Annotated in this window: 13 protein-coding genes; 3 read left to right on the top strand and 10 right to left on the bottom strand. The window is 71.0% G+C overall.

Annotated features, from left to right (window positions below):
- Nucleotides 1–87: 87 nt before the first annotated feature.
- From ACFY30_RS21420 to ACFY30_RS21380, 9 genes are all read right to left on the bottom strand, one after another.
- Complete coding sequence (locus ACFY30_RS21420) at nucleotides 88–804, bottom strand: ABC transporter ATP-binding protein (protein ID WP_390655927.1); 717 nt, start codon at nucleotides 802–804, stop codon at nucleotides 88–90.
- Nucleotides 801–1,715: an ABC transporter ATP-binding protein gene (locus tag ACFY30_RS21415; RefSeq protein ID WP_390846749.1), complete on the bottom strand. Its 915-nt coding sequence runs from the start codon at nucleotides 1,713–1,715 to the stop codon at nucleotides 801–803. Before ACFY30_RS21415 ends, ACFY30_RS21420 begins: the two co-directional genes overlap by 4 nt.
- A 5-nt stretch (nucleotides 1,716–1,720) precedes the next feature.
- A complete protein-coding gene (locus ACFY30_RS21410; RefSeq protein WP_390846748.1) occupies nucleotides 1,721–3,544 on the bottom strand; it encodes a branched-chain amino acid ABC transporter permease in 1,824 nt (607 codons plus the stop codon).
- Between the two features lie 5 nt (nucleotides 3,545–3,549).
- Nucleotides 3,550–4,482, bottom strand: coding sequence for a branched-chain amino acid ABC transporter permease (locus tag ACFY30_RS21405; protein WP_390655930.1), 933 nt, complete (start codon nucleotides 4,480–4,482; stop codon nucleotides 3,550–3,552).
- A gap of 113 nt (nucleotides 4,483–4,595) precedes the next feature.
- Nucleotides 4,596–5,822, bottom strand: a complete 1,227-nt coding sequence (locus tag ACFY30_RS21400; RefSeq protein WP_390655931.1) for a branched-chain amino acid ABC transporter substrate-binding protein — start codon at nucleotides 5,820–5,822, stop codon at nucleotides 4,596–4,598.
- Nucleotides 5,823–6,109: 287 nt separating this feature from the next.
- Nucleotides 6,110–6,778: a Tat pathway signal sequence domain protein gene (locus ACFY30_RS21395; protein WP_390846747.1), complete on the bottom strand. Its 669-nt coding sequence runs from the start codon at nucleotides 6,776–6,778 to the stop codon at nucleotides 6,110–6,112.
- Nucleotides 6,775–7,179 carry a hypothetical protein gene (locus ACFY30_RS21390; RefSeq protein WP_390846746.1) on the bottom strand — a complete coding sequence of 135 codons (405 nt, stop codon included), beginning with the start codon at nucleotides 7,177–7,179 and terminating at the stop codon, nucleotides 6,775–6,777. Before ACFY30_RS21390 ends, ACFY30_RS21395 begins: the two co-directional genes overlap by 4 nt.
- 77 nt (nucleotides 7,180–7,256) lie before the next feature.
- Nucleotides 7,257–7,721 carry a PaaI family thioesterase gene (locus ACFY30_RS21385; RefSeq protein WP_390846745.1) on the bottom strand — a complete coding sequence of 155 codons (465 nt, stop codon included), beginning with the start codon at nucleotides 7,719–7,721 and terminating at the stop codon, nucleotides 7,257–7,259.
- 51 nt (nucleotides 7,722–7,772) lie between these two features.
- Entirely contained in the window at nucleotides 7,773–10,052 is a 2,280-nt protein-coding gene (locus tag ACFY30_RS21380) for an FdhF/YdeP family oxidoreductase (protein ID WP_390846744.1), read from the bottom strand.
- A gap of 202 nt (nucleotides 10,053–10,254) precedes the next feature.
- On the opposite strand from ACFY30_RS21380, the gene polA reads away from it, so the two are divergent.
- Complete coding sequence (gene polA, locus ACFY30_RS21375; RefSeq protein ID WP_390846743.1) at nucleotides 10,255–12,981, top strand: DNA polymerase I; 2,727 nt, start codon at nucleotides 10,255–10,257, stop codon at nucleotides 12,979–12,981.
- Nucleotides 12,982–13,387: 406 nt separating this feature from the next.
- Nucleotides 13,388–13,810: a hypothetical protein gene (locus ACFY30_RS21370; protein WP_390846742.1), complete on the top strand. Its 423-nt coding sequence runs from the start codon at nucleotides 13,388–13,390 to the stop codon at nucleotides 13,808–13,810.
- Here the strand turns inward: ACFY30_RS21370 and ACFY30_RS21365 are convergent.
- The gene (locus ACFY30_RS21365; RefSeq protein WP_390846741.1) at nucleotides 13,776–14,642 is read right to left on the bottom strand and encodes a DUF4184 family protein; all 867 of its coding nucleotides are present in this window, start codon (nucleotides 14,640–14,642) and stop codon (nucleotides 13,776–13,778) included. The genes ACFY30_RS21370 and ACFY30_RS21365 overlap by 35 nt on opposite strands.
- Nucleotides 14,643–14,976: 334 nt before the next feature.
- Here ACFY30_RS21365 and ACFY30_RS21360 point away from each other — a divergent pair, with 334 nt between their 5' ends.
- Complete coding sequence (locus ACFY30_RS21360) at nucleotides 14,977–16,725, top strand: lytic transglycosylase domain-containing protein (RefSeq protein WP_390846740.1); 1,749 nt, start codon at nucleotides 14,977–14,979, stop codon at nucleotides 16,723–16,725.
- Nucleotides 16,726–16,771: the final 46 nt, after the last annotated feature.

Here is a 16,771-nt window from a genome sequence, read left to right as displayed (position 1 = left end):
AGGACGCCCGTACACAAGGACGCCCGCACACGAGCGACGAGGCCCGCGCCCGGAGAAGGGGCGCGGGCCTCGTCGTGCCGGGGAGGCTCAGTCCTCGCCGAGGTAGGCCTTGCGGACGGACTCGTCGTGTAGCAGGTCCTGGCCGGTGCCGGAGAGGACGATCTTGCCGATCTCCATCACATGGCCCTGGTCGGCGAGCGACAGGGCCGCCTGGGCGTTCTGCTCGATGAGCAGGATCGTCATGCCCTGGGACTTCAGCTCGGCGATGGTGGCCATGATCTTCTGCATCATGATCGGCGACAGGCCCATGGACGGCTCGTCGAGCATCAGCAGCTTCGGCTGGGACATCAGGGCGCGTCCCATGGCCAGCATCTGCTGCTCACCGCCGGACAGGGTGCCCGCGGCCTGCTTGCGGCGCTCTCCCAGGATGGGGAAGAGGTCGTAGGCGCGCTGGATGTCCTTCTCGATGCCCGCCTTGTCGCTGCGGAGGAAGGCGCCGAGGCGGAGGTTGTCCTCGATCGTCATGCGGGGGAAGATGTGCCGCCCCTCGGGGGAGTGGGCGAGTCCCAGCGAGACGATGTTGTGGGCGGGTACCTTCTTCAGCGACTTGCCGTCGAACTTGATCTGGCCGCCGACCGGCTTCAGCAGGCCGGACAGGGTGCGCAGGGTCGTCGTCTTGCCGGCGCCGTTGGTGCCGATGAGGGTGACGACCTCGCCGGCCTCGACCTTGAAGGAGATGCCCTTCACGGCTTCGATCTTGCCGTAGGCGACCCGGAGGTCCTCGACTTCGAGCAGTGCGGTCATCGGTCGTTCTCCTTGCCGGGCACGGCGTCCGTCGTGGTGTCGGCGTCCGTCGGGGCCGCGGCGTGTGCCTCGGCCGCTTCGACCTCGGCCACCTCTTCGTCGCCGGGGGCGTTCTCGAAGGGCTCACCGAGGTAGGCGGCGACGACGCGCTCGTCGCCCTGGACGGTGGCGCTGTCGCCCTCGACGAGCTTCTCGCCCTGGACGAGGACGGCCACGCGGTCGCACAGGTTGAAGATGAAGCGCATGTCGTGCTCGATGACGAGAACGGCGATGCCCTTGTCGCGGATGGCGAAGACGAGTTCCTCCGTCGCCCGCGTCTCCTGCGGGTTCATGCCGGCGGTCGGCTCGTCCAGGAGCAGCAGGCCGGGCTCGCTGGCCAGGGCCCGCGCGATCTCCAGCTTGCGCTGCTCGCCGTACGGGAGGTTGCGGGCGAGGTGGTCGGCCTTCTTCTCCAGTCCGACGAACTCCAGGAGTTCCATGGCGCGTTCGCGGGAGGCGGCCTCGGCCTTGTGGAAGCCGGGGCCGCGCAGGACGGCGGACCAGAAGCCTTCCTTGGTCCGCGTGTGGCGGCCGACGAGGACGTTCTCGAGGACCGTCATGTTGGCGAACAGGCGGATGTTCTGGAAGGTGCGGGCGATGCCCGCGGCGGTGACCTTGAAGGACTTGGGCGGCAGGACGTCGCCCTTGTAGCGGACCTCGCCCTCGGTGGGGATGTACAGGCCCGTGAGGCAGTTGAAGAAGGTCGTCTTGCCGGCGCCGTTGGGACCGATGAGGCCGACGATCTCTCCGGCGTTGACGTGGAGGTCGACGTTGCGGACGGCGGTGAGGCCGCCGAAGCGCATGGTGACGCCGCGTGCGTCGAGGACCTTCTCGCCGGCGGGGGCGACCTGGGTGGTGGTGTCGGTGGTCATGGTGGTCAGGCCCCTGCCTTCGTCAGGACGGTGGGCGCTTCCGCTTCCTCGTGGAACTCGAGCTGACGGCGCCGGTTGGGGATCATTCCCTCCGGGCGGAAGCGCATCAGCAGGATGAGTGCGAGGCCGAAGGCGAAGAGCTGGTAGTCGCCCAGGAACTGGAGCTTGTTGGGGATGAGGAAGAGCAGCGAGGCACCGATGAGGGGGCCGCCGATGGTGCCCATGCCGCCGAGGACGACCGCGGCGAGCAGGAAGGCGGAGTTGGGCGGGATGGGCCCGGCGAAGAGGTACTGCTCGGGGGTCACGGTGTAGGTGACGTGGGCCTGGACGGTGCCGGCGAGGCCGGCGAGCGAGGCGCCGACGGCGAAGGCGATGAGCTTCACGCGGAAGCCGTTGATGCCCATGGCGAGGGCGGCGGTCTCGTCCTCGCGGATGGCGACCCAGGCGCGGCCGATGCGGGAGTCGCCGCTGCGCCGGAACACGGTCACGACGATGGCGGTGATGATCAGCATCAGGAAGAAGTAGTTGGCGAAGCGGCCGATGTCGACGCCGAGGATGTTGTGGACGGCTCCGAAGTCGAACCCGAGGATGTTCAGGTTCGGGATGGAGGAGATGCCGTTGGAGCCGTTGGTGATGTCGGGTCCGGAGGTGCCGTCCAGGTTGTTGGCGGTGATGCGGAAGATCTCACCGAAGCCGAGGGTGACGATGGCCAGGTAGTCGCCGCGCAGCCGCAGGGTCGGGGCGCCGATGAGGACGCCGAAGACGAGGGATGCGGCGGCGCCGACCAGGGCGGCGGCCCAGAACGGGAAGTGCACGTCGAAGGGCGAGCTGGGCGAGCCGGAGACCATGGCCGCGGCGTAGGCGCCGACGCCGAGGAAGGCGACGTAGCCGAGGTCGAGGAGGCCGGCGAGGCCGACGACGATGTTCAGGCCGAGGGCGACCGTGGCGAAGATGAGGATGTAGACGCCGAGGGTCGCGTACTGGTCGTCGGTCTGGGTGAAGGGGAACAGCGCCGCAGCGACGAAGGCGCCGCAGATGGTGATGTTCTGGTGCCGGGCGGTGATCTGGCTGGCCTGGGCCACCAGGCCGGACTTGTTGAGGGCGGCGAAGCCGAAGCCGGCGGTGATGAGGAAGCCGATGAAGAGCTCGTCGTACTCGGTGCCGATGCCGTAGGTGAAGACCGTGAGGACGACGGCGAGGACCGCGACGATGACCAGGATCTCCGCGTAGGCGGGGAGCTTGCCGACGGGGCGCGCGGTGCCGGTGGCGAAGGCGGCCTTGACGGTCTGCCACTGGTGGGCGGCCTTGTGCTTGGTGTGCTCCCACGACGTGTCGTCGGGGTCGATCGGGTCGGGCTCGGGGTGCTCGAACGGCAGGGCCAGGGCGCCGAGGAAGGCGACGAGGCTGGCCACGGCGACGACGTAGCCGCCCGGTTCGAGGTTGACGACGCCGCCGAGGTCGACGCTGATCGCGATGACCGTGTACCAGCTGGTGGCGAAGGTGGCGAGGGCGGCGAACTTGATCGCCGAGTCGGCGCCCGCGGGGACGAGCCAGCCGAGGCCCTTGACGGAGTAGGAGGCCAGGCAGAACAGCGTGGTGAGGGCGCCGCCGATGAGGACGAGGACCTGCAGTCCGCCCGGGTAGCCGTAGACGGTGAGGTCGCCGGGGAAGGCGGCCGTCCAGGTCCAGGCGAGGAAGGTGGAGATGATGGTGAGGACGGAGCCGCCGGCGGCGAGGGCGCGGGCCGCGGTCTCGGGGATGCCGATGAGGCCGGCCGGGGCGGAGGCGGTCTTGCCGAACGCCTCGGGGGTGGTGGTCTGTGTCGTCATCGGTGTCACGCCCTGTCCGCGACGCGCTCGCCGAGCAGGCCCTGGGGCCGGAACAGCAGAACGAGGATGAGGAGTACGAAGGCCCAGACGTCTGCCCAGGAGTTGCTGCCGAACTGGTCCATGCCCGGGATGTCGGCGATGTAGGCGGTGGCCAGCGTCTCGGCGATGCCGAGGACGACGCCGCCGATCATGGCTCCGTAGATGTTGCCGATGCCGCCGAGGACGGCCGCGGTGAAGGCCTTGAGGCCGAGCAGGAAGCCCATGGTGAAGGAGATCTGGCCGTACTTGAGGCCGTAGGCGACGGCTCCGACGGCGGCGAAGGTGGCGCCGAGGGCGAACGCGATCACGATGATGCGGTCGGTGTTGACGCCCATGAGCTTCGCGGTGTCCGGGTCCTGGGCCGTGGCCTGCATGCCGCGTCCGGTGCGGGTCTTCATCACGAAGTAGGCGAGGAAGGCCATGCTGAGGGGCGCCGCGACGAGCAGGAAGATGTCACCGGTCTGGATGGTGACGCTGCCGATCTCGAAGGGGCCGCCCTCGATCTGGGGGAACACACGGGCGGACTTCGCCTCGGGGTACCAGGCCCACACGGCCTGCTGCAGGCCGAGGGAGAGGCCGATCGCGGTGATGAGGGGCGCGAGGCGTGGTGCGTTGCGGAGGGGACGGTAGGCGAACCGTTCCGCTCCCACGGCGACGGTCACGGAGACCAGGACGGCGCCGACGAGCATCAGGGGCAGGGCGACGGCCATGCCGGTGCCGTCGGGCAGTATGTACACGTAGACCGTGAGAGCGCCGAACGCTCCGGTCATGAAGATCTCGCCGTGGGCGAAGTTGATGAGCTGGACAATGCCATAGACCATTGTGTAGCCGATGGCGACCAGGCCGTACATGGATCCCAGTAGCAGGCCGTTGACCAGCTGCTGCGGCAGTTCGTTCACCGCATGTCCTCCGAGACGGTTCGGATGTTTCGACGGGTGGGGCCGGATGCGAGTCCGCGCGGGGCGCCAGTGGAACAGCGCCCCGCGCGGCTCAGGAGTGGTGCGGGCGGAGGTCAGCCGGTGTAGGTGCCGGTCTTGACGGGCTTCCAGGCACCGCTCTCGACGGAGTAGACGGTGAGCTGCTTGTTCGTGGCGTCACCGAACTCGTCGAAGGAGACCTTGCCGGTCACACCGTCGAACGAGACGTTCTGCATCGCGGCCGTGATCTTGGCGCGGGCGTCGTCCGGCAGCTTGCCGTCGTTGTCCTCGACGACCTTCTTGACGGCCTCGATGATGGCCCAGGCGGAGTCGTAGGCGTAACCGCCGTAGGCGGAGTACTCCTCCTTGTAGCCGGCGTCCTTGTAGTTGGCCACGAACTCCTTGGCGGAGTCCAGCTCCTCGACCGGGGCGCCGACGGAGGTGGAGAGGTCACCCGTCGCGCTGGAGCCGGCCAGCGGGATGTAGTCCGCGGAGTTGATGCCGTCGCCGCCGACCAGCGGGATCTTGGCACCGGCGGCCTTGATCTGCTTGCTCAGCGGACCGGCCTGCGGGTACTCACCGCCGTAGTAGACGACGTCGGCGCCGGAGTTCTTGACCTTGGTGGCGACCGCGGAGAAGTCCTTGGAGTCGGGGTTGATGTGCTCGGTGCCGACGACCGTGCCGCCGAGCTTCTTGAACTCCTCGGTGAAGGTGGCGGCCAGACCGGCGCCGTAGGTCTTCTTGTCGTCGATGACGAAGACCTTCTTCTTCTTGGCGTCGTTGAAGACGTACTGCGCGGCGAACGGGCCCTGGATGGCGTCCGTGGTCGCGGTGCGGAAGTACGACTTGTAGGTCCGCTTCTTGGACTTCGCCCAGTCGGTGCCCTGGGTGAGCGCCGGGTTGGTGTTGGCCGGGGAGACCTCGACCAGCTTGGCGTCGTCGAAGACCTTCTGCATCGACTCGGCGACGGAGGAGTTCAGCGGGCCGACGACGCCGAGGACGCTCTTGTCGGCGACGAGGGCCGTGGCGTTCTGCTGACCCGCGGAGGGCTGCGCCTGGTCGTCCTTGGCGACGATTTTGAAGGTGACGCCGTCGACGTACTTCTGCTTGTTGGCCGTCTTGGCGGCGAGGTCGGCGGAGTTCTTGATGCCGAGGCCCATCGCGGACAGGTCGCCGGTGAGCGGGGCGTCGACGCCGATGGTGACGGTGGTGCCGCCGCTGTCGGAGCCCTTGTCGTCACTGTCGCGCGAGCCGCAGGCGGTGAGGGTGAGCGCTCCGGCGGACAGCGCAGCGGTGATGGCGATGAGCGAACGTTGACGCACGTTCCAGTCCTTTCCCTGGGCGGCCCTCCCCCCTGGAAGAGGCCGAGTACAGCGCTGAGCCGAAGGGGTTTTCCGGTGGCGCGGTGACTGGGCGTGACTCTAAGCGGGTGGAGGGAACGGGGAGGAGGGTCTGAAGCATGCTGTGACTCTCTTGTTATGACACGAGGTAATGCAGAGCGGTACTTGACGGGTGGAACAGCGAATTTCAGGCCGATTCGCCCTGTCCGCATGTTGAGAACGCGCAGGATGAACCCTGATGGGTTCAGGCGTCTCGGGCGTTTTGGTGATTACATGGAATCGTTGCTACAGGCGACCTGTAGGGCCTGGGAGAGGTCTCGCGCATAGCGGGGACCCAGGATGAAACTCCGTACTTGTATTGCACGCGCATTACGTAGAGTTACGTCGATGAAAGGCAGCCCTGCGTTCTCCGGCACTTTCCCGCATTCCGTCACGTGCAGGGCGATGACGATCTTGCGCGCGGAACCCGCTCCCGTGCGGAACGGAGCCCGGGGATCCGAGGTCAGGGAAACGCCGGCGTACGGCTGGGACACCCGTGTCACGGTGACCGGCGGGCCCGACTCCACGTTCAGCAGCACCTCGAAGGCGAGGGTGTGGGGCGGGGCGCCCGGCGGGACGGTGTGCCCGCCCAGGTAGCTGACGTCGACGACCTGGGCGGGGAACGGCGGTCGGGGGGTGGCCTGTTCGCGCCCGTGGGGGCGGGTCGCGTACAGAAGGCCGCCGCCCGCGAGGAGGCCGACGGCGGTGACGGTGGCGAGCACGGCCCTGCGGTGGGCGGCGTAGAGCAGGGTCAGGCGGGCGAGGCGCGGGTGCGGGCTGGGGTGCGGGGAGGGCGCGGGGGCGCCGGTGGGGGTGCTCCCCGCGTGCGTGCCCGCACCGGCGGTGGCGTCCCACGCGTGCGTGCCCTCGCCGGGCTCGACCGGGCCGATGCCGCTCACTGCCAGGGACCTTCGCCCGGGCCGCCGGAGCGGTACCACTCGGTGCAGCCCGCGCGCGTCTCACGGTCGATCAACTCGTCGGCGGCGTCCGCTCCGTGGCGTTTCTTCTCCGCCCGCGCGGCGTCCACGACGCTGCGCAGGATCTCGTACTGGCCGTTGGACAGTCCCATCGACTGGTAGTCGCCGTAGGTGCCGCCGTCCAGGGCCTCCCGCGACCAGTGGGCGACGAGGCGGGTGCACAGTTCCTCGGGCGCGGTGGTGGCGGGGGAGGGGGAGGGGCTTCGGGCCGTGCCGTGCCCCGCCGGGTCGCCGCAGGCGGTCGCCGACACCCCCGCGAGCAACGCCAGTCCGAGCAGCCGGGCCGCCGCCCGCGCCGCCGTGTGTGCCCCTCCCCTTGTCATGCCCCGACGCTAGGCCGCCGGGGCGCGGAAGGGCAACGGGCGCCCGACGCATGCCGGCTCGGGGCGCCCGTGCGCCGTCAGCCCGCGGCCGGGGCGTCCCGCAGCAGACAGGTCAGCCGCGCGGTGCACACCCGCCGCCCCTCCCCGTCGCTGATCACGATCTCGTACGTCGCCGTGGAGCGCCCCTGGTGCACGGGTGTGGCCACGCCGGTCACCAGGCCGGAGCGGGCGCCCCGGTGGTGGGTGCAGTTGAGGTCGACCCCGACGGCGATCTTGGAGCTGCCGCCGTGCAGCATCGCACCGACCGAGCCGAGGGTCTCGGCCAGCACCGCGGAGGCACCGCCGTGCAGCAGCCCGTAGGGCTGGGTGTTGCCCTCCACCGGCATGGTGCCGACCACGCGGTCCGCCGAGGCCTCGATGATCTGCACGCCCATGCGGGTGCCGAGATGCCCCGCGGAGAACAGGGCCACGAGGTCGACGCCGAGCGCGGCGTACTCGTCGATGACCTCTTGAGGGAACTTCACTTGCTGCTGCTCGCCCATGGGGCCCGGCTCCGTTCGTCGATCCACGTCACGCGATGACTGAGCAAACGCTCAGTCGGTCGTCGATTGTTCCAGACGGACCACGACGGACTTGCTGGCCGGGGTGTTGCTGGTGTCGGCGGTGGCGTCCAGCGGGACGAGCACGTTGGTCTCCGGGTAGTACGCGGCGGCACAGCCCCGCGTGGTCGGGTACACCACGACGCGGAAACCGGGCGCCCGCCGCTCCACGCCGTCCTCCCACTCGCTCACCAGGTCCACGTACGAGCCGTCGGCGAGCCCGGACGCGCGCGCGTCCTCGGCGTTGACCAGGACGACCCGGCGGCCGTTCCTGATGCCCCGGTAGCGGTCGTCGAGGCCGTAGATCGTGGTGTTGTACTGATCGTGCGAGCGCAGCGTCTGCAGCAGCAGCCGGCCCTCGGGCAGCTTCGGGTACTCCACCGGCGCGGCGGTGAAGTTGGCCTTGCCGGTGGCCGTCGGGAAGCGGCGCTCGTCGCGCGGGGCGTGCGGGAGCGTGAAGCCGCCGGGGCGCGCCACGCGCGTGTTGAAGTCCTCGAAGCCGGGGATCACGCGCGCGATGCGGTCGCGGATCGTCGCGTAGTCCTTCTCGAACTCCTCCCACGGCACCTTGCTGCTCTCGCCGAGCACACGCCGGGCGAGCCGGCAGACGATGGCCGGCTCCGACAGCAGGTGGGCGCTCGCGGGTGCCAGGCGCCCGCGCGAGGCGTGCACCATGCCCATGGAGTCCTCGACGGTCACGAACTGCTCGCCGCTGCCCTGGAGGTCGCGCTCGGTGCGGCCCAGCGTCGGCAGGATCAGGGCACGCGCGCCCGTGACGACGTGGGAGCGGTTGAGCTTCGTCGACACGTGCACCGTCAGCCGCGCGCGCCGCATGGCCGCCTCGGTGACCTCGGTGTCGGGGGAGGCGGCGACGAAGTTGCCGCCCATGGCGAAGAACAGCTTCGCCTCGCCGTCGCGCAGGGCGCGGATGGCCCGTACGACGTCGTAGCCGTGCTCGCGCGGGGGCGCGAAGCCGAACTCCTTCTCCAGGGCGTCCAGGAAGGCCGGGGCGGGGCGCTCGAAGATGCCCATGGTGCGGTCGCCCTGCACGTTCGAGTGGCCGCGCACCGGGCACACGCCCGCGCCCGGGCGGCCGATGTTGCCGCGCAGGAGGAGGAAGTTGACCACCTCGCGGATGGTCGGCACGGAGTGCTTGTGCTGGGTGAGTCCCATGGCCCAGCAGACGATGGTGCGCTCGGAGGCGAGCACCATGCGCAGGGTCTCCTCGATCTCCGCGCGCGTGAGGCCCGTCGCGGTGAGCGTCTCGTCCCAGTCGGCGGCGCGGGCGGCCTCGGCGAACTCCTCGAAGCCATGGGTGTGTTCGGCGATGAACGCGTCGTCCAGGGCACCCTCGGTCTCGAGGAGCAGCTTGTTGAGCAGACGGAAGAGGGCCTGGTCGCCGCCGATGCGGATCTGCAGGAAGAGGTCGGTGAGCGCCGCGCCCGCGGTGAGGCCCTTGGGGGTCTGCGGGTTCTTGAAGCGCTCCAGGCCCGCCTCGGGCAGCGGGTTGACGCTGATGATCCTCGCGCCGCCCGCCTTGGCCTTCTCCAGCGCGGAGAGCATCCGCGGGTGGTTCGTCCCCGGGTTCTGGCCGGCGACGATGATCAGGTCGGCCCGGTAGAGGTCCTCCAGCAGGACGCTGCCCTTGCCGATGCCGATGGTCTGCGACAGGGCCGAACCGGAGGACTCGTGGCACATGTTGGAGCAGTCCGGCAGGTTGTTCGTGCCGAGCTCACGCGCGAAGAGCTGGTAGAGGAAGGCGGCCTCGTTGCTGGTGCGGCCCGAGGTGTAGAAAACGGCCTCGTCGGGGGAGGCGAGCGCGGCCGTCTCCTCGGCGATGATGCCGAAGGCGCGCTCCCAGCTGACGGGCTCGTAGTGCGTGCCGCCCTCGGGGAGGTACATCGGGTGGGTGAGCCGCCCCTGCTGGCCGAGCCAGTAGCCGCTGCGGCCGGCGAGGTCGGCGACGGGGTGGGCGGCGAAGAACTCCGGGGTGACCCGGCGCAGGGTCGCCTCCTCGGCCACCGCCTTCGCGCCGTTCTCGCAGAATTCCGCCGCGTGCCGGTGGTCGGGCTCGGGCCAGGCGCATCCCGGGCAGTCGAAGCCGTCCTTCTGGTTGACCCGCAGCAGGGTCAGCGCGGTGCGCTTCACACCCATCTGCTGCTGCGCCATGCGCAGGGTGTGCCCGATGGCCGGCAGGCCCGCCGCCGCATGCTTGGGCTCGGCGACCTGCGGCGCGTCCTGGACCGGGTCGGCCTTGGGCGGCTTCGTTGCCATCGCTGCGCTCTCCTTCGCCGGCACGTGCACTGCTCTGTCCTCGATCCTCGCACGCACCGCCGACAGCCTGGGCAGCCGGTGCGTGCGGAGGGCGGAGCCCATGGTTGCGCAATGAGCAATGGTTGCGGAAGAGGCAACCCGCCTGGGTCGGCGGGACGGCGGCCGGGACCGAGTGTCAGTGGGGCGTGGCAGGATCGGGGGCGTGGCAGAGACAGCATCGAAGAAGACCGACACCCCCTCCGGCGGCAGTCGCCCGCGCCTGATGCTCATGGACGGGCACTCGCTGGCCTACCGAGCGTTCTTCGCGCTGCCCGCGGAGAATTTCACCACCGCGACGGGCCAGCCGACGAACGCGATCTACGGCTTCGCGTCGATGCTGGCCAACACCCTGCGTGACGAGGCGCCCACGCATTTCGCGGTGGCCTTCGACGTCTCCCGCAAGACCTGGCGCTCCGAGGAGTTCACCGAGTACAAGGCGAACCGCTCGAAGACCCCGGACGAGTTCAAGGGCCAGGTCGAGCTGATCGGCGAGTTGCTGGACGCGATGCACGTCTCGCGGTTCGCCGTCGACGGCTTCGAGGCCGACGACGTCATCGCCACCCTCGCCACCCAGGCCGAGGCCGAGGGATTCGAGGTGCTGATCGTCACCGGCGACCGCGACTCCTTCCAGCTGGTCAGCGAGCACACCACGGTGCTGTACCCGACGAAGGGCGTCTCGGAGCTGACCCGGTTCACCCCGGAGAAGGTCTTCGAGAAGTACGGGTTGACGCCCGCCCAGTACCCCGACTTCGCGGCGCTGCGCGGCGACCCCTCCGACAACCTCCCGGGCATCCCCGGCGTCGGCGAGAAGACGGCCGCGAAGTGGATCAACCAGTTCGGTTCGTTCGCGGAGCTGGTCGAGCGCGTCGAGGAGGTCAAGGGCAAGGCCGGGCAGAACCTCCGTGACCACCTGGAGGCGGTCAAGCTCAACCGCCGCCTCACCGAGATGGTCCGCACGGTCGAGCTGCCCAAGGCGGTCGCCGACCTGGAGCGCGCCCCGTACGACCGCACGGCCGTCGCGATGGTCCTGGACACCCTGGAGATCCGGAACCCGTCCCTGCGCGAGCGGCTCCTCGCCGTCGACCCGGGCGGCGCCGAGGCCGAGACGACTCCGGTGATCACCGGCGGTGTGCAGCTGGACGGCACCGTACTGGCCACGGGCGAGCTGGCCGGCTGGCTCACCGAGCACGGCGGCGAGCCGCTCGGCGTCGCCACCGTCGACACCTGGGCGCTGGGCACCGGCTCGGTCGCCGAGGTCGCGCTGGCCACCGCCGCCGGACCGGCCGCCTGGTTCGACCCGTCCCAGCTGGACGAGGCCGACGAGAACGCGTGGGTGGCCTGGCTGGCCGCCGGGGACCGCCCCAAGGTCCTGCACAACGTCAAGGGCGCCATGCGCGTGTTCGCCGAGCACGGCTGGACGGTCACCGGCGTCCGGATGGACACCGCCCTCGCCGCCTACCTGGTCAAGCCGGGCCGGCGCTCCTTCGACCTGGACGCGCTGTCCCTGGAGTACCTGGGCCGTGAGCTGGCCCCCGCCGCCGCTGCCGACGGCCAGCTCGCCTTCGGCGCGGACGACGGCGCCGAGGCGGAGGCCCTCATGGTGCAGGCCCGCGCGATCCTCGACCTCGGCGAGGCCTTCACGGGCAAGCTCGAGGAGGTCGGCGCGGCGGACCTCCTCCAGGACATGGAACTGCCCACCTCCGCCCTCCTCGCCCGCATGGAGCGGCACGGCATCGCGGCCGACCGCGCCCATCTGGAGGCCATGGAGCAGATGTTCGCGGGCGCCGTCCAGCAGGCCGTGAAGGAGGCGCACGCGGCCGCCGGGCACGAGTTCAACCTGGGCTCGCCCAAGCAGCTCCAGGAGGTCCTCTTCGGCGAACTGGGCCTGCCCAGGACCAAGAAGACCAAGACCGGCTACACCACCGACGCCGACGCCCTGGCCTGGCTCGCCACCCAGACGGACAACGAGCTGCCGGTGATCATGCTGCGCCACCGCGAGCAGGCGAAGCTCCGCGTCACCGTCGACGGCCTGATCAAGACCATCGCCGCCGACGGCCGCATCCACACCACGTTCAACCAGACGGTCGCCGCGACCGGCCGCCTGTCCTCCACGGACCCGAACCTGCAGAACATCCCGGTCCGCACGGACGAGGGCCGCGCGATCCGCCGCGGCTTCGTCGTCGGCGAGGGCTTCGAGTCCCTGATGACCGCCGACTACAGCCAGATCGAACTGCGGGTGATGGCCCACCTCTCCGAGGACGAGGGCCTCATCGAGGCGTTCACCTCCGGCGAGGACCTGCACACCACGGCCGCCTCCCAGGTGTTCGGCGTCGAGCCCACCGCGGTGGACGCCGAGATGCGCCGCAAGATCAAGGCCATGTCGTACGGCCTGGCCTACGGCCTGTCGGCGTTCGGCCTGTCCCAGCAGCTGAACATCGAGGCGGCGGAGGCACGCGCCCTGATGGACGCGTACTTCGAGCGCTTCGGCGGCGTCCGCGACTATCTGCGCCGGGCCGTCGACGAGGCCAGGGCGACGGGCTACACGGCGACGCTCTTCGGCCGCCGCCGCTACCTCCCCGACCTCAACAGCGACAACCGCCAGCGCCGTGAGGCGGCCGAGCGCATGGCCCTGAACGCACCCATCCAGGGCACCGCGGCCGACATCGTCAAGATCGCCATGCTGAAGGTGGACGGCGCGCTGCGCGCGGCGGACCTCACCTCCCGCATGCTGCTCCAGGTCCACGACGAAATCGTGCTGGAGATCGCCCCCGGCGAGCGCGCGGCCGTCGAGGAACTGGTCCGCCGCGAGATGACCGGCGCCGTCCACCTCAGGGCCCCGCTGGACGTCTCGGTCGGCGCGGGCCCGGACTGGGAGTCGGCGGCGCACTAGGGGGTGTCGCGAAGGTCCTGTGCGGTGCCCGGGGTGTCCGGTGCGTGCTCCCGGCGTGCCGGACGAAAGTCCACGTACTGGGCGTAAGCGGGCTTTCGGTCGGTGCCGCGGTGGGGGTGCCTCCCGCTCGGGCGAAGCCGAGAGTGGGGGAGCGAGCCGGGCGCCGCGGGTGCTGTGCGGGACTTTCGCCACACCCCCCGGCCTCCGGAGAAGGAGCGGGAGCCGTGCGCGAGGGCCGGGACGGGCAGGCCGTCGCCGGCTCAAGGCCCGTCGAGGAGCGGGCCCTGCCAACGGGCAGGGCCCGTGGCCGCCCGTCCGTCACTCCCGGTGCTTCGCCCGAAGGGCCCTCACCCGCGTGGCCCCCGAGAACACGCCCCCGACGCCCTCCGCCCGCCAGGATGCGGCCATGGGTATACGCATGCACCACCGCCGGACGGCCACCGCACGCGTTCACACCACGGCGACCGCGGACACGCGGGTCGACCCCGACGCGGCCGCCGCGCCCCGACCGCTCCCCGCCCGCGCGCCCGGCGCCGCCACACCCCGCGTCCCCGGCACCCCGGCCACCGCCCTGCGCGCGGCCGCCGCCCGCCTGAGCCACCCCCGGCCGGCCCGGCTCCCGGCCCGGCTCGTGACCCGGTTCCCGGCCCGGCTCGTCCCCCGGGACGGCAGTCCGCGTCCGTGGGCAGAGCGGGCCCGCGGCCGGCTGCGCCTCGCGCTCGGCTCCCTGGGCCGGCTGCGCGGCCCCCGCCGGCCCCGCCGTATCGAGGTCTTCGTCGCGACAACGGCACCCCTCAGCGCACGCCCTGACGGCTCCGCCGCGCCCTGACCTCCGAGGGGCCCGCGGTGACGGCGCCCCGGGCGGCCGGACGCCACACGCGCACGCCGACGGCGTACAGCAGCAGCCCCAGCACCAGGCCCGCGCCCGCGCCGAAACAGACCGTCGGGATCACCTCCCACGGCCTCGCGTCCCGCGGCTCCCGGTATGCCCACCACCGCGTCACCCTCTGGGCGGCCCCCGCCAGCGCGCAGCCGCCGATCACCGCCCCGGCCCACCACCGGTCCCGTACGGACAGCGACGGCACCCCGACGGGCTCACCGGCGGGCGCCCGGCGCAGCGCGCACCCGACGAACACGGCGAGCACGACGGCGGCCACGGCCGAACCGCCGTACTGCAGATACCAGTAGAGCGGAGAGCCCGCGACCTTCTCGCCCAGGACCGGGAACAGTCGCATGCCCCAGCGGTCGAGGTGCGTGAAGGCGTCCCACACCACGTGTGTCAGCGCGCCGAGCACCGCGGAGACGTACCACCACGCCGCGGCCGCGGGCCGTACGCGCGCGCGTGGCGTTCCACAGCGGGTCAGCGCGGCCGGCCCGGCCCGCCGGGACGACGGCAGCAGGGCCACCAGCGGTTCACGCAGCAGCAGCCAGAGCCCCACCAGCGCCCAGGCGATGAGCACGTCGACGGTGAAGACGCCGGGGAAGGAGTGCGTGACGTCGCCGAACTCCATGGCCCCGGACAGGACGCTCGCCGCGTAGTAGGTCATGTCGGGGGCGAACGAACCCGCCACGAGGACGGCCGGCACCAGCCGTCCGCGGCCGGTTCCGTCGGTGCGCACGGCGGGCAGCACCGCCGCCGCGTGGCTCAGAGTGAACGGCAACGCGGCTCCCTGTGGCGCATGGTGCGGTTTTCGACGGGCACGGTGACCGAAGACGTCCAGTATGCGGGAGTGGTTCCCGTGCGAACGCGCCGCGGCCAACCGGTGAAATCGGCGGTCCAACGGGTGCCGGTGCAAAAGAAGTTGTCGTAGGGTCGCTGGGGTTACCGTGCCGTACGGCACGGTCGAACAAAAGAACAGACCAGCGCGGTCCGCTCCGGGTGCAACCCTCGGGGCGGGTCGATCGTCACAACAGCCACAGGCATCTCACAGTGGCCACGGACGTGGTGCAGACAAGGACACGGGCGCTCGGGCGTCCACGGGAGGGGTTCACTTCATGTCGTCGGCGCATTTCGGCAGCAGGCTGCGCAAGGGAGCGGTCAACACCACCGTGGCCGCACTGGCGGTCGCGGCCCTGGCCGCGTCCCAGGCCCCGGACGTGACGGCCGGCGGTGTGGGCGGACGGGCCGCCGCCGACACCCCCGCCACGGACGCGAGCACCGACGACAGCGCCACCGGCAACTCGCCGTACTACACGGACCTGCCGCCGCTGAACAGCCCGAACCCCGCTCCGAGCGAGGGCGCCACCACCCCGACCGGCACGGGCAGTTCCGAGGCCGGCATCCCCGCGACCGTCCTGGACGCCTACAAGAAGGCCGAGGCGGAGCTGGCCGAGTCCAAGCCCGGCTGCAACCTGCCCTGGCAACTCCTCGCCGCCATCGGCAAGGTCGAGTCGGGCCAGGCCCGCGGCGGCAACGTCACCGCCGACGGCACCACGATCACACCCATCCTCGGCCCCGTCCTCGACGGCAACGGCTTCGCCAACATCAGCGACACCGACGACGGCGCCTACGACGGCGACTCCACCCACGACCGCGCCGTCGGCCCCATGCAGTTCATCCCCTCCACCTGGGCGTGGGCGGGCCGCGACGGCAACGGCGACGGCAAGAAGGACCCCAACAACATCTACGACGCCGCGCTCGCCGCCGGCCACTACCTGTGCCGCAACAGCTGGGACATGTCGACCACGTCGGGCATGCGCAGCGCGATCCTCAGCTACAACAACTCGACGGCCTACTACAACACCGTCATGTCGTGGCTGGAGTACTACCGCAAGGGCACCCACGAGATCCCCGACGGCACCGGCTCCGTACCGTCCAACCGCAGCGACGACAGCGACACCGGCTCCACCCCGTCGACGCCGTCCACGCCGTCCACGCCGCCCACCCCGTCGACGCCCCCCAGCACGCCGCCGGCCCCCGACACTCCCAGCACGCCGCCCGCACCGAGCACCCCGACCGACACGGTCGACCACCTGGAGGACGCGGGCACGGCGAAGCTGACCGCGATGGCGGGTGACGCGTTCACCTCGAAGATCAGCACCCGTACGGAGACGGCGGCCGGCAAGGCCGTCGCCAAGGTCAGGGTCCGCTTCACGATCGTCGGCGACACCGACGCCACCTTCACCGGCGGCGAGAGCGTCGCCGCGGTCGTCACCAACAGCAAGGGCGTCGCCGTCGCACCCGCGCTCCAGGCGGGCGAGAAGACGGGCACGTTCACCGTCCGTGCCACCGTCGTGGGCCGCACGATCACCGCCCTCGACTACAAGGCCACCGTCACCGCGCGCGCCGCCGACACCCTCGCCCGTACCGGCACCACCGCGCCGACCTGTGTCGCGGGCGGCGAGTTCGCCGAACAGGTCGAGGTGAAGGCCACCTACAAGGGGGCCGTCGCCGACAAGGTCGCCGCGACCGCCACCCTCGTGAAGTCGGCCGACGACCCGACCGCCAACGACAAGGGCCCCTACTTCAAGGACGCCTCCGGCAACCCCGTCCGCACCCTGACGGGTCTTCAGACCGACGCCAACGGCCTGCTGAAGCTGCCGAAGCTGTACGCGGACGACACCACCGGGACGTTCCTGCTGCGCATCACCACCACGGGCGGAGCGACCCTCACCGTCGAACTGACCGTCACGGCCCCCGCGTCCGAGTCGCCCAGCCCGACGCCCGGCGAGCCGTCGAGCGAGCCGACCACGGACCCGAGCGCGAGCGCCTCCCCGAGCGGGTCCTCCACCACCGGCTCGTAACCGCCGGCGCGCACGACCGCCCGACGACCACTGCGGCGCCCCTCCC

This window comes from Streptomyces sp. NPDC000345 (assembly GCF_042898825.1).
In the GTDB taxonomy this organism is placed as follows: domain Bacteria; phylum Actinomycetota; class Actinomycetes; order Streptomycetales; family Streptomycetaceae; genus Streptomyces.
The sequence above is the reverse complement of the archived record's forward strand: the minus strand, read 5'-3'. Positions and strand labels throughout refer to the sequence as shown.